Raw genomic sequence first — 12,600 nt, 5'->3', positions numbered from 1 at the left:
GGCCGGGAATGGGGTCGGCCCATCGGGGGCGTCGCCCTTCGGCCGCGGAAAGGGGTGCCGTCATGACACGACCGCCGACCGTCGCGCAGCGGCGTGTCATCGATGCGGCGGACCCGGTGACCGGGCGGCTGAAGGGGACGGACGCGCAGCTCGCCGCGCTGGTGAAGCGGGGGCTCGCCTTCCGGCATCCGCGGCCGCCGCACGCCCACTTTCTGACGCCCGCCGGGCACCGGATACGCGAGACGCCCGAGCCGACGGCGGCCCCTGAGCCTCGCGCCGCCATCTCCGACTCGGGCGTGTTCACCGCGCGGATCGGCGGCGAGGAGAACGTCGTTGGCGGCCCCTCCCGCACACGTGAGGTGCACAGTGCCTGGCAGGGGCTGCTGGAGCTGCGGCGAATGACCAATCGGGACGCGGCGATGGACCGTCCGTGCGGGTGGGAGCGTACGCATCTGGTGCAGGCCGCCGCGCTCGCCCTGGAGGCCGCCGGGCACGACCCCGCGGCGGGGGAAGGCCCCGGCTACCGGGTGCGGGCGACTCCGCAGCCGGAGGCCGTCGCCGTGCGCGAGCCGGACGTCGAGGCGCTGCGGGCCTGCGCGACCACGCTGGAGAAGGCCGGCTGGCAGGTCGGCGAGCACACGGAGCCGCGTACGGGAGCGCGGTATGTGCTTGCCTCACCCCGACGGGCATGAGGCCCCTCGACCCCGTTCCACCCCTCAGCAGAGTGGCGTCCGTTCCGGCCGTCGTACGCACGGTCGAAGAAGGGAATGCTGTGGCTGAGCCGTTTTCCGTGCCCGTGACCGTCCGCGGGTACGAGACCGACGTCCAGGGAAGGCGGACGGCACGGTGGCCGCCGAGTTCACCGCGGTGGGTGGGCTGCTGGACCTCAAGGAGCGCAGGCTCGTCGCGGACCCCCGCGTGTACTTCCGCGCGCTGGCCGCCGATCCGGGCGTCTTCGGCCTCTGAGCCCACCCCGCGTGGTGCGGTCTACGCGTCCAGCAGCTCCGGGCTGTGCTGAGCGTCGTAGGCGGCGCGCGACTCGGCGATCGTGACCCGGTGCCGCTCCGCCCAGTCCGTCAGGGACAGCAGAGTGGTGTGCAACTCGGCGGCCACCGGCGTGAGTTCGTACTCGACCTTGGGCGGGACCGTCGGGTGGACGGTCCGGGTGAGGAGTCCGTCGCGCTCCAGATTGCGCAGCGTGAGGGTCAGCATGCGGCGGCTGATGCCCTCGATGCTGCGCTCCAGTTCGGTGAAGCGGATCGGGCCGTGCGCTGCGGCCACGATGATCTGCACGCTCCATTTCCCGGCGACCCTGTCAAGAACCTCGCGGACCGGGCACGCCTGCGCGTGCACGACCTGCGGGGTAACACCGGTGTTCCCTTGGGACATTGAGGTGCCTCCTTATACCGATCTCCATGGTCACTCACGATGTACCCCGTTACAAGTCGTGCACCTATGGAAACGCGTCGCATACGCGGTCGCATACATGGAGGTCGTCGCCATGCCGTTCCGGACCGAGTCACCGTCCGAGCCGCCGGTACCCCGAACCTACTCCCGCTGGGCCTCTCTCGTCGTCCTGTGCGCGGGCACCCTGATGACGATCCTGGACGGGAACATCGTCACCGTCGCGATGCCCGCGATCCAGGGTGATCTGGGGTTCTCGGGGCCGGGGCTCGCCTGGGTGGTGAACGCGTATCTGATCCCGTTCGGCGGGCTGTTGCTGCTCATGGGCCGGCTCGGTGACCTCGTGGGGCGCAGGCGGATGTTCGCCGCCGGGCTCGTGCTGTTCACGGCGGCGTCCGTACTGTGCGGGGTCGCCACCGGCCGGGGCCTCATGGTCGCGGCCCGCGCCCTGCAGGGTGTCGGCGGGGCGATGACCTCGGCCGTCGTCCTCGGCATGCTGGTCGCGCTCTTCCCCGAACCGCGCGAACAGGCTCGCGCCATCGCGGTGTTCAGTGCGGTCGGCGCGGCGGGCGGGGCACTCGGCACGTTCCTCGGCGGGGCGCTGACCCAGACGGTCGGCTGGCACTGGATCTTTCTGATCAACCTGCCGATCGGAGTGGTCGCGTGGCTCGCCGCCCTCCGGGTCCTCGCCCCGGACCAGGGAGTCGGGCTCGGCAAGGGCGCCGACTACCCCGGGGCGGCGCTGGTCACGGGCGCGCTGATGCTGACGGTGTACACGATCGTGGGCGCCGGCGACCGGAATCCGGGGACCACGCTCACCCTGGCCGTGGTCACGCTCGGTCTCTACGTCGGCTTCGTCCTGCGTCAGGCGCGGGCCGCCCGTCCGCTGCTGCGGCTGCGGCTCTTCCGCTCCCGCGCCCTGAGCGGCGCCAACGGGGTGCAGATCCTGATGATCGCGGGGATGTTCGGCTTCCAGTACATCGGCGCTCTCTACCTCCAACGCGTACTCGGATACAGCGAGTTGGCCACCGGCACCGCGTTCCTCCCGGCGCCGATCGCGATCGGGGTGCTGATGCTGACCCTGTCCGCGCGGACGATCGCCCGGTTCGGACCGTACCGGGTGCTGCTCGCCGGGCTCGTCCTCATCACCGGGGGCATGGCCCTGCTGAGCCGGGCCCCGGCCGACGGCGCGTACGTCGCCGACGTGCTGCCGGCGATGCTGCTGCTCGCCGCCGGTTTCGCGGCCGCGATGCCCGCGGTGACGGGGCTCGCCATGACGGGCGCCCGGGAGGAGGACGCGGGACTGGCCTCCGGGCTCTTCAACACCACGCAGGTGGTGGGTGGTTCGCTGGGGCTGGCCGCGCTGACCACGCTGGCGGCGAGTCGTACGGAGCGTCTGACCGGCGGGGGCGAGGGGGCCGTGGCGGCCATGGCGGACGGTTACCGGCTTGCGTTCACGGTGGCCACGGGGATCGCGCTGGCGGCCCTGGTCCTGGCGGCGGCGATCCTGCGACCGGGACGGGGACACGTCCCGTACATCTCCACCGCCCGGCCCGAGCCCTTGATGACGCGCCTTTCCCCTCGTAACCGGTCCTGACCAGGACTGCCGGCTGAGACCCTGCCCCAGGGGCACCCGGCAGCTGTGGAGGGAACGCCAACTCGGTCTCGTTGCGCGGGTGTACGCCGTCCGCAATCTCTGGTAGGAAACTTTCCTAACAGTACGTGGACGCAACACTCCCCTCATCGGAGGTACCGTGCACACCCCCCACATAGGTCCCCAGCTCCACACCTCACGGCGCACACTGCTCACCCTGATCGGAGCCTCGCTGGTGGCAGGCCCCCTCCTCGCGACCCGGTCCCAGGCCGCCGCGGCCGGCGGTCTGGACGACCCGGCGAAGAAGGAGATCGCGATGAAGCTGGTCTCCAGCGCGGAGAACTCCTCGCTGGACTGGAAGGCGCAGTACAAGTACATCGAGGACATCGGTGACGGGCGCGGCTACACGGCCGGCATCATCGGCTTCTGTTCGGGCACCGGCGACATGCTGGACCTGGTCGAGCTGTACACCCAGCGCAAGCCGGGCAACGTCCTCGCCAAGTACCTGCCCGCCCTGCGCGAGGTGAACGGCAGCGACTCGCACCAGGGCCTGGACCCCGGCTTCCCCGCCGACTGGCGCAAGGCCGCCCAGGACACCGCGTTCCAGCAGGCCCAGAACGACGAGCGGGACCGGGTCTACTTCAACCCCGCCGTCGCCCAGGGCAAGACCGACGGCATCGGTGTCCTCGGCCAGTTCACCTACTACGACGCCATCGTGATGCACGGCGACGGCGGCGACAGCACCAGCTTCAGCAACATCCGCAGGCGTGCCCTGGCCAAGGCCAAGCCGCCGGCCCAGGGCGGCGACGAGGTGACGTATCTGAACGCCTTCCTCGACGCGCGCGTCTGGGCGATGAAGCAGGAGGAGGCCCACTCCGACACGACCCGGGTCGACACCGAACAGCGGGTGTTCCTGCAGAAGCGGAACCTGAATCTCGATCCGCCACTGAACTGGAAGGTGTACGGGGACAGCTACCACATCGGCTGAGACCGAGACCCGGCCCCCGGGGTGCGGATCACCCGGCCCCTGGGACGCGGATCCTGACCCGGACCGCTAGGTCCTGTCGTCAAATTCCGGGGCAGACGGGAATTTGACGACAGGGCCTACGCGCCCACCGCCGCGGGGCCGGGACCGGTGCGCCGGTCCACGATCTCCTCGCCCGGCTCCATCGGGGCCGTGACCTCGTCGTCGTCCCGGTTTCGGCCCAGGTGGTTGAAGACGAGGTTGAGCACGACGGCCGCCACGCACCCCGTGGAGATCCCCGAGTCCAGGACGATCCGCGCGGTCTGGGGAAACGCGTGGTAGAAGTCCGGCGCGGTGATCGGGATGATCCCGACGGCCAGCGACACGGCGACGATCAGGACGTTGTTGTCCTTGTCCAGGCCGGCCCTGACCAGGGTCTGGATGCCGCTGGCCGCGACCGAGCCGAACAGGACGACGCCTGCCCCGCCGAGGACCGGGCGCGGTACGACGGCGATCAGCGACGCGGCCATCGGGCACAGGCCCATCAGCACCAGGAAACCGCCGCCGGTGGCGACGACGTACCGGCTGCGGATCCGCGTCATCGCGACCAGCCCGATGTTCTGAGCGAAGGCGCTGCACATGAAGCCGTTGAAGAGCGGGCTGAGGGCCGAGCCGAGGGTGTCCGCGCGCAGGCCCGCCGCGATGGTCCGCTCGTCGGCGGGACGCTCGACGATCTCGCCCAACGCCAGCATGTCCGCGGTCGATTCGGTCATCGAGACCACCATGACCACACACAGCGAGAGGATCGCGGCGAGCTGGAACTGCGGGGCACCGAAGTGGAACGGCGTCGGGAAGCCGACCACGTCCGCTTCGGTCACCGGACCGAAGTCCGTGACACCGAACGGGATCGCCACGAGCGTGCCGATGACCAGGCCGAGCAGCACGGCGATCTGCTTGACGAAACCGCGGGTGAAGCGGCGCAGCAGCAGCACGAGCACGAGCGTGGCCGCCGCGAGGCCCAGGTAGGTCGGCGAACCGTAGTCGTGCGCCGCGGGATCGGGTCCCTGCGCCCAGCCGAAGGCGACCGGCAGCAGCGAGACACCTATGAGGGTGATGACGGTGCCGGTGACGACGGGCGGGAAGAAGCGGACGGCCTTGCTGAAGAAGGGCGCCGCCACGAAGCCCAGGACGCCGGCGACCATCACCGCGCCGAAGATGACCGGCAGGGCATCAGACTTGTCCTTGGTGGAGGCGACGACGGCGGTCATGGGGGCGACGCCCGCGAAGGTGACGCCGTTGACGAACGGCAGCCGCGCTCCGATCTTCCAGAAGCCGAGGGTCTGGAGGAAGGTGGCGAGGCCCGCGGTGAACAGGCAGGCGCCGGTGAGGAAGGTCAGCTCGGTGGGGGACAGACCGACGGCGGCGCCGACGATCAGGGGTGGGGCGACGACTCCGGCGTACATGGCGGCCACGTGTTGCAGACCCGTGGTGGCCATCTTGAGTGCGGGCAGTTTCTCGTCGACGGGGTGGGCGGTCACGGCGGCTCCTCCGGGCGGGTAACACGTCGGCTCTGACGTGGGTTTCAGGAGGTGGTGCGCGGTCGTGCGGGACCGGTGGGACGGAACGCCTCAAAAAGGGCGAGAGGGACCGTTCCGGGGCGCGCATGTCCATGCGCGCCCCGGAGACGGCCACCATGGACCCCGCTCGGGTCCACGGCTACCGGCCGAGGGCCGTCCCCCTCGGCCGGAGATCAAGTGCCGGACGGGTCCAAGTGCCTTACGGCCCAAGGAGATTGCGTACGGCGATCAGGCCTCCGCGGCGATCCGCGCGAGGCGCTGCGCCTCCTCCCGCGTGGCGCGGGCGATGGCGTCCTCGTCGACGTGCAGCAGCCGGCCGTTCTCCACCACCGGCTCGCCGCCCACGAGCGAGAGCGTGACCGGGGCCGCCGCGCCGAAGACCAGCGCGGTCACCGGGTCGGCGATCGAGGCGTGCGCGAGGGTGTCCAGCTTCCACAGCACGAGGTCGGCGAGCTTGCCCGGCTCCAGGGAGCCGATCTCCGCCGCCCTGCCCAGGACCTGGGCGCCGCCGTAGGTGCCCAGGCGCAGTGCCTGACGGGCGTTCAGGGCGGCTTCCCGATGGGCACCGAGGCGGTTGATGAGGAGGGCGTTGCGCAGTTCGGTGTGGAGTTCGCCGGACTCGTTGGAGGCGGTGCCGTCGACGCCGAGGCCGACCGGGACGCCGGCCGCGAGCATGTCGGGGACGCGGGCGATGCCGGCCGCGAGACGGGCGTTGGACGAGGGACAGTGGGCGACACCGGTCTTCGTACGGGCGAAGGCGGCGATGTCGGAGTCGTTCATGTGGACGCAGTGCGCCATCCACACGTCCTCGCCGAGCCAGCCGGTGGACTCGAAGTACTCGGTCGGGCCCATGCCGAACAGTTCCTTGCAGAACTGCTCCTCCTCCACGGTCTCCGAGCCGTGCGTGTGCAGTCGTACGCCCTTGCGGCGGGCCAGCTCGGCGCCCTGACGCATGAGTTCGGTGGAGACGGAGAAGGGCGAGCAGGGCGCGACGGCCACCTGGGTCATGGCGCCGAAGGAGGGGTCGTGGTGCTCGTCGACGGTCGCCTCGGTGGCGGCGAGGGCGCCTTCGAGGGTCTCGACGGCGAAGTCCGGCGGCAGCCCGCCGTCCTTCTCGCTGCGGTCCATGGAGCCGCGGGCGAGGGTGAAGCGGACGCCCATCTCGCGGGCGGCCCGGATGATGGCGCCGGACAGGTCGCCGGAGCCCTGCGGGAAGACGTAGTGGTGGTCCATGGCGGTGGTGACGCCGCCGCGGGCCATCATGGCGAGGGAGCCCTGCGCGGCGGCGGAGACCATCCGCTCGTCGATGCGCGCCCAGGTCGGGTAGAGCGCGACGAGCCAGTTGAAGAGGTTGTGGTCGGTGGCCAGGCCTCGGGTGATCCACTGGTAGAAGTGGTGGTGGGTGTTGACCAGGCCGGGGGTCACGAGGTGGCCCGTGGCGTCGATACGGCGTACGACGTTCTCCAGGCCCTCCGGGGCCCTGCCCGCGCCGAGCGACTCGATGCGGTTGTCCGCGACGACGACATGGCCCGACGCGTACTCGGTGTCGCCCGCGTCCACCGTCGCGATCGCACAGTTCTCGATGACGATGCGCCGGTCTTCTGCCGATGCTGCCATGGTGCGTCCTTCTTCGTTTCGAGGGGTGGGCACGGCAGGACCCTAGGAGGTTTGAGTGCCGCGGCTGTCGATGCCACGGGTGCCGAGGGAGGGGCCTTCGCCAAGGCCTCGGAGGTTGGTGCAGAAGTGGGCTCAGAGGTTGGTGAGGTCCACCGGGATGTGCGGCTCGCAGCCGTCGCGCAGGATGGTGGCCTCGATCAGTCCGTAGGGCCGGTCGGCCGCGAAGTACACAGCCCCCTCGGCGGTATCGTTCTCGAGCCCGAACGGCTCCAGGTCGACGAGGAAGTGGTGCTTGTTGGGGAGCGAGAAGCGGACCTCGTCGATCTCGCTGCGGTTCTCGATGATCCGCGAGCCCATCTGGTACAGGGTCTGCTGCAGCGACAGGGAGTAGGTCTCCGCGAAGGCCTGGAGCATGTGCTTCCTGACCTGGTCGTAGGACTTCTCCCAGTTGGGCATCTTCTGCTCGTCGCCGGTCCAGTTGAAGCGCCAGCGGCCGGAGACCTGGGTGGCCAGGATGCGGTCGTACGCCTCGGGGAGCGTCGTGTACTTGTCCTTGACGTAGCCCCAGAACTCGGAGTTCGTCGAGTTCATCACGACGAGGTCCTTCAGCCCCGAGATGACCTCCCACGACGAGCCGTCATAGGTGATCTGGGTGACCCGGGTCTCCTGACCCTTGCGTACGAAGGAGTGCTTGACGTCGTCGGCGCCGATGAACCTGGAGTTGGCGTCGGAGGTCTCGATGCGCTCCCAGGCGTATTCCTCGATGCGGATGCGCGCCGTCTTGATCGGCTCCTGCGAGGTCACGAAGTGCCGGGCCAGGTGGATGCCGAACTGTTCGGCGGACTCGATGCCGTACTCCTTGGCGAAGGCGTACACCGTGTTCTTGGTGGTGTCCGTCGGCAGGACGTTGGCGTTGGAGCCCGAGTAGTGGACCTCTTCCATGTCGCCGCTCAGCGCCACGGACACGTTCAGGTCCTTGATGTGGTGTGTCGCGCCGTCGCGGGTGATCTTCACGACGCGGTTCTCGGCCTTGCCGTACTGGTTCTGTCCCAGCATCACAGGGCGGCCGCGGCGGGAATTGTCAGTCATTTCTGCTAGCTCCCTCGGTAAACGGAGTAGCCGAACGGGTTGAGCAGCAGCGGTACGTGGTAGTGCTCGCCCGGCCTGACGGCGAAGGTGATCGTCACCTCGGGGAAGAACACTCCGCTCGCACCGCTGTCCCGATTCGCGGGGGCGTCCTGCTGCGCATCGGCTTGCTTCTTCTCGAAGTACGCCTCGACCTCGAAGTCGAGCCGTACGTGGGTCGTCCCCTCCGGCAGCGCCGGGAGGTCCTTGCACCGCCCGTCCGCGTCGGTCGCGGAGCCGCCGAGCTCCCGCCAGTCCGCCGTACGGCCGACGCGGGCCGCGAGCCGGACGGCGACACCCTCGGCGGGGCGTCCGACGCTGGTGTCCAGGATGTGTGTGGACACGGATGCGGTGGTGTCGGTGCTCATGCGTTCTCCTCCTCCACGAGACGGGCCAGCCGGATGCGGTTGATCTTGCCCAGTTCGGAGCGGACGATCTCGCGCTCCCGCTCGGGCGAGTTGCCGATCCGTTCCTTGACCGCGTCGCGCATCTGCTCGCCGGTCCGGCCGGTGGCGCAGATCAGGAAGACATGGCCGAACCTCTCCTGGTACGCCAGGTTCAGTTCGAGCATCTCCTCCTTGAGCTCCGCGGTGGCGCCGGCCATGCCGCGCTGCTCCCGGGAGGAGGTGGGGTCCCCGGGCTTCGGCCGCCCGATCGGCGGGTGCCCCGCCATCGCCTCCGCCAGGTCCTCGGCGGTCAGCTCGGCCATGGCGGCGTCGCTCGCGGCGAAGAGGTCGTCGGGGGTGGTGTACGGGCGGCGGGCGAGCAGGGCGCGCACCCAGGCCGTCGAGGCGCACGCCTCATGGAGGGCGGCTTGGGCCGCGTGCTCCTCCAGGGCATTGAACCGGGCGAGGCCGCCGGGTGTCGTACTCGAAGTCACGGGAAGCCTCCGTGGCCTTGTGCTGGACGGGCTGCGGCTAGCTAACGCCCTCGGAAACACCACGTCAACACTTTGTTGAAAAATCGAGGTAACAACCGCCGCCCGGCGCGAGGCAACCGCCGACGCCCGGCGCTCAGGCCTCCTTCTCGCGGTTCAGGTAGTTGTAGACGGTGAAGCGGCTGACACCCAGCGCGCTCGCCACCGTCTCCACGCCGTGCCGCACCGAGAAGGCTCCGCGGGCCTCGAGCACCCGTACGACCTCCTGCTTGGACTTGCGGTCGAGGTCGGCCAGCGGCTTGCCCTGCTTGCGCTCCAGGGCGGCCAGGATGTGATCGAGCGAGTCGGCCAGCTGCGGCAGCCGTACGGCGACCACGTCCGCACCCTCCCAGGAGAGCACGACATCGTCGGGGCCGGCCTCGTCGGGCGCCACCATCTCGCCCCCCATGGCATCGACCAGCGGTTTGACCGCCGCGACGAAGGGGTCGTCTCCGATGCCGGTCACTTATCGCCCTCCCCGACCGCGTTCACCTGCAGCGAGACCCTGGTGGCGCCGGCCGCCAGAGCCCGGCGCAGCAGCGCGTCGACCGCGGTGAGCACCGCGTCGGCCTCCCCCTCGGCGGTGTTGCCGAACGGGCCGACGTCCACGGCGTCCAGCTCGGCCGCCTCGATGACCTCGCGGGCGACCAGCGCGTGCGGGGGCGCCTCGTCGAGGTCGAAGGGCTCGGTCGTGAACTCCACTCTCAATCGCACTGTACCCCCAGAACACGCCTCTGACCTGCTCTTTTACCCAGATCACCCACCGCGAGGGCACATCAGGGGACAACGGGGACGCATCAGTCGACTGCTCCACAGCCACGATGCACCGCAGGCCGATCAATTTCACGGCGACGGAGCCGGTTCGCCCGTCACAAGGCGACCCTAACCGACCAGGGCATGCCTCCCGCGCTCAACAAGGAGATCCGCCGCCACACCGACGTCGTCGGCGCCCTCCCCGACCGCACCGCCCTGATCCGCTCAGCGTCAAGAAATCACCCGTAACGCCCACACCAGGAGAGAGGATCTTGAGTGATCCCAGGCCAGAGGGCAGTTACGGCCCTACTGGAGGGTCCGTCAGACGCTCGAAACGTCAAACGAGCGTCACGGCCAACCGGAACCACGTCCTTACCGAATCGCTTCAGCCAGGTCTGTCACCAGGACGTCGGCCACCAGTTCCTCGACCACAGCGATGCCGTGCCCGCTCAGCCCTTTGGCCGGCCTGGCGGCCGCGGCGGTTGGCGATCCATGTGCCGAGTGCGGTTCGGAATGTTGACTGCCCCGGCGCAGGGGATGCGTCGAGGCAGTCCGGCATTCGTGGCCAGTTAGCTGAGTGAGGTGAGGAGGGTGTTGAGTGCCTTGACCTCGGTGGCCTTGTCGGGGTTCGAAGCGCGCAGTGCCTTCAGGACGTGGTCGATCTCGCTGTCGAGGAAGTGCCAGGACTGCTCGCTCTTGGGCTCAAGGGTGGACTGGCCATCGTCCCAAGCGGTCTCGAGGTCGGTCACCCGGGTGGTCGCGGCTTGCTGGTTGCCCGAGTTGAGTTTTGCCAGGGTGTCAGCTGTGATCGTGCGGAACTTCGCGATCTCAGCCGGAGGGAACGGCGACGTCGCCTGCTTCGGGGTGAGGTGGGCGGTCACAGGTGCCGGGGTGTCGGACTCGCTGGCCGCGGCCGCGTGGGGCTGGTGGTGTGCCCAGATGAGAAGGGCCGCAGTCGCGACCGCTACGACGGCGTAGTAACCGAGCATGATCCGCTCACGCGCCGGGTTCAGCGCTCGTGGGGTATCGGTGAGGTCGTTGGTCTCGATGACATCGCTGCGGCTGAGCGTGAGGTACACGACCGTGGCGAGGATCGCCGCCAGGAAGATCACGCTGGTCGCCGCGGTGCCGAGGCCCAGGCCGCCGTCGCCGCTGGGCGAGCCGAGCCAGTCGCCGAGGTTGGCGCCGAGCGGGCGGGTGAGGATGTAGGCCAGCCAGAAGGAGAGCACCGCGTTGGCACCGAGGCGCCATGCGAGGACGATCGCGCCGATCAACCCGAGAGGCAGGAGCACGGAGACGCCCGGAGTCCAGCCGGTCAGTTCCAGGGTCCAGTCGCCGGTCGCGGTGCCGAGGGCAAAAGTGACCAGGACCGCGAGCCAGTAGAAGAGCTCACGGGGGCGGGTGGTGATGCTGTGGACCGACAGGGTCCGCTCGCGGGCGTACCAGATCCCGAAGACAACGGCGAGGATGCAGGCGAACACGCTACTGCTCAGCGCGAGGGGAACGCCCTGGCTGTCGGTGAGGATGTCGGTGTAAAGCGTGCCGGTCACGCTCACCACCACGACGGTGAGCCAGTACACGAACGGGACGTAGCGTTTGGTGGTGAGTTGCCAGCCCAGGACACCGGCCAGAACCGCGGTGAAGATCAATGAGGTGTTGATCAGGCCGACGCCGAGGTTCATGTTGATCCAGTCGGCGAAGCTTTCGCCGACCGTGGTGCACAAGATCTTGATGATCCAGAACCAGATCGTGACCTCGGGAACCTTGTTCAGCATCTGCTTGACATGCGTCCGAGAGCTCTCGGGCGTCGTCACAGTTGTCATGTAACCCTCACATAGAACGGGCGGCAGCACAGAGGGGGCGCCCCTCACGTCTGCGGAACGGTAACTGTCTACAACTGTGTAGACAAGCGCAGCCTTGGATCCGCAGGACGGCGGGATGACTTCGATTGCTCGTCAAGCCCGCCCGGGCCGCGCCGCCGGGGGCGATATCCGCGGCACGGTTCGCATTCCCGGAATGACCTCTGCTTTTATTCTTTCCTTGGCCTGCGCAAGGACTTTCTGTACACCTGTTATGGCCCGACGGCGACATACCTTATAGGCGGGGCCTTGAGATTGCCCCGTGTGATACAGGACACGCCTTTGGCTGAAATTCTGGGAACTTCGTCCCAGAATTCAATCTGCGGAGCGCGTGAATTCGCGCCGCCCGATCCCCCGTGCGGCCTCCCCCTCCTGGCCACGCAAAGGCTCTCCTGGCACTCCCTACCCAGTGCCGGAGAGGCGGTGTGGGCCCGCCTCGGCTGGTTGCTCGCCGACTCGCTGCCGGTCTCCTTGCTGGGTGCCCGCCTCTGGAAGCACCTGACCCTCAGAGGTTTCATTGGTCATACTGCTCGACTGTGCCAGCGGGAACCTGAACGCATCCTGACTGCCACCGTGTATCACCCGCCCCACTCGTGCAGCACGAGCAGCATGGCTCCATGCACACACGCACCTCTCCTCCCTAACGGTCGTCCCCCACTCTCGGCGGGCCGAACTCTGATTCAACCGCCGCCGACACCCCGCTCTCCCGACGACCAGCAGCGCCGTCCTCTCGGCGCCTGTTGGCTGAACTCCCCTGCCTTCGCTCGACCACCTGTGCGTGCTTCTCCACG

Annotated in this window: 12 protein-coding genes and 1 pseudogene; 4 read left to right on the top strand and 9 right to left on the bottom strand. The window is 69.0% G+C overall.

Features of this window, described 5'->3' with window-relative positions:
* The first annotated feature begins 62 nt into the window (after positions 1-62).
* Entirely contained in the window at positions 63-692 is a 630-nt protein-coding gene (locus ACFZDJ_RS34360; RefSeq protein WP_391064720.1) for a hypothetical protein, read from the top strand.
* A gap of 139 nt (positions 693-831) precedes the next feature.
* A pseudogene (locus ACFZDJ_RS34355) lies at positions 832-966 on the top strand (thioesterase); the annotation flags it as partial.
* Between the two features lie 21 nt (positions 967-987).
* Here ACFZDJ_RS34355 and ACFZDJ_RS34350 read toward each other — a convergent pair.
* On the bottom strand, positions 988-1,389 hold the full coding sequence (locus ACFZDJ_RS34350) for a winged helix-turn-helix transcriptional regulator (protein ID WP_384916071.1): 402 nt from the start codon (positions 1,387-1,389) through the stop codon (positions 988-990).
* 205 nt (positions 1,390-1,594) lie between these two features.
* Here ACFZDJ_RS34350 and ACFZDJ_RS34345 point away from each other — a divergent pair, with 205 nt between their 5' ends.
* Together ACFZDJ_RS34345 and ACFZDJ_RS34340 are read left to right on the top strand one after the other, a co-directional pair.
* Complete coding sequence (locus tag ACFZDJ_RS34345; protein WP_391064922.1) at positions 1,595-3,001, top strand: MFS transporter; 1,407 nt, start codon at positions 1,595-1,597, stop codon at positions 2,999-3,001.
* A 157-nt stretch (positions 3,002-3,158) separates the two neighbouring features.
* Complete coding sequence (locus ACFZDJ_RS34340; protein WP_384916068.1) at positions 3,159-3,986, top strand: chitosanase; 828 nt, start codon at positions 3,159-3,161, stop codon at positions 3,984-3,986.
* Positions 3,987-4,102: 116 nt separating this feature from the next.
* Here the strand turns inward: ACFZDJ_RS34340 and ACFZDJ_RS34335 are convergent, their stop codons facing one another.
* The 8 genes from ACFZDJ_RS34335 to ACFZDJ_RS34300 form a co-directional block, all read right to left on the bottom strand.
* Positions 4,103-5,500, bottom strand: a complete 1,398-nt coding sequence (locus tag ACFZDJ_RS34335) for a nucleobase:cation symporter-2 family protein (protein WP_168512569.1) — start codon at positions 5,498-5,500, stop codon at positions 4,103-4,105.
* A 267-nt stretch (positions 5,501-5,767) separates the two neighbouring features.
* Positions 5,768-7,156, bottom strand: coding sequence for an 8-oxoguanine deaminase (locus ACFZDJ_RS34330; protein ID WP_360276323.1), 1,389 nt, complete (start codon positions 7,154-7,156; stop codon positions 5,768-5,770).
* Between the two features lie 132 nt (positions 7,157-7,288).
* Positions 7,289-8,245 carry a factor-independent urate hydroxylase gene (gene pucL / locus ACFZDJ_RS34325; protein WP_390934406.1) on the bottom strand — a complete coding sequence of 319 codons (957 nt, stop codon included), beginning with the start codon at positions 8,243-8,245 and terminating at the stop codon, positions 7,289-7,291.
* A gap of 5 nt (positions 8,246-8,250) precedes the next feature.
* Positions 8,251-8,649, bottom strand: a complete 399-nt coding sequence (uraH, locus tag ACFZDJ_RS34320; RefSeq protein ID WP_384916056.1) for a hydroxyisourate hydrolase — start codon at positions 8,647-8,649, stop codon at positions 8,251-8,253.
* Positions 8,646-9,161, bottom strand: a complete 516-nt coding sequence (gene uraD, locus ACFZDJ_RS34315) for a 2-oxo-4-hydroxy-4-carboxy-5-ureidoimidazoline decarboxylase (RefSeq protein ID WP_391064715.1) — start codon at positions 9,159-9,161, stop codon at positions 8,646-8,648. The genes uraH and uraD overlap by 4 nt, the downstream gene beginning before the upstream one ends.
* 133 nt (positions 9,162-9,294) lie before the next feature.
* A complete protein-coding gene (locus ACFZDJ_RS34310; RefSeq protein WP_101401685.1) occupies positions 9,295-9,663 on the bottom strand; it encodes a helix-turn-helix domain-containing protein in 369 nt (122 codons plus the stop codon).
* A complete protein-coding gene (locus ACFZDJ_RS34305; protein ID WP_097286782.1) occupies positions 9,660-9,911 on the bottom strand; it encodes a hypothetical protein in 252 nt (83 codons plus the stop codon). The genes ACFZDJ_RS34310 and ACFZDJ_RS34305 overlap by 4 nt, the downstream gene beginning before the upstream one ends.
* 608 nt (positions 9,912-10,519) lie before the next feature.
* Positions 10,520-11,773: a hypothetical protein gene (locus ACFZDJ_RS34300; RefSeq protein WP_390934409.1), complete on the bottom strand. Its 1,254-nt coding sequence runs from the start codon at positions 11,771-11,773 to the stop codon at positions 10,520-10,522.
* Positions 11,774-12,600: the final 827 nt, after the last annotated feature.

This window comes from Streptomyces sp. NPDC007896, from assembly GCF_042959425.1.
In the GTDB taxonomy this organism is placed as follows: domain Bacteria; phylum Actinomycetota; class Actinomycetes; order Streptomycetales; family Streptomycetaceae; genus Streptomyces.
Note: the sequence above shows the minus strand (reverse complement) of the source record. Positions and strands in the feature narration are given on the sequence as shown.

Excerpts from the sequence above, each read along its gene's own strand:
- ACFZDJ_RS34350 (WP_384916071.1), bottom strand. The coding sequence starts at position 1,389 with ATGTCCCAAGGGAACACCGGTGTTACCCCGCAGGTCGTGCACGCGCAG.
- uraH (WP_384916056.1), bottom strand. The coding sequence starts at position 8,649 with ATGAGCACCGACACCACCGCATCCGTGTCCACACACATCCTGGACACC.
- ACFZDJ_RS34360 (WP_391064720.1), top strand. The coding sequence starts at position 63 with ATGACACGACCGCCGACCGTCGCGCAGCGGCGTGTCATCGATGCGGCG.
- ACFZDJ_RS34300 (WP_390934409.1), bottom strand. The coding sequence starts at position 11,773 with ATGACAACTGTGACGACGCCCGAGAGCTCTCGGACGCATGTCAAGCAG.
- ACFZDJ_RS34330 (WP_360276323.1), bottom strand. The coding sequence starts at position 7,156 with ATGGCAGCATCGGCAGAAGACCGGCGCATCGTCATCGAGAACTGTGCG.
- ACFZDJ_RS34345 (WP_391064922.1), top strand. The coding sequence starts at position 1,595 with ATGACGATCCTGGACGGGAACATCGTCACCGTCGCGATGCCCGCGATC.
- pucL (WP_390934406.1), bottom strand. The coding sequence starts at position 8,245 with ATGACTGACAATTCCCGCCGCGGCCGCCCTGTGATGCTGGGACAGAAC.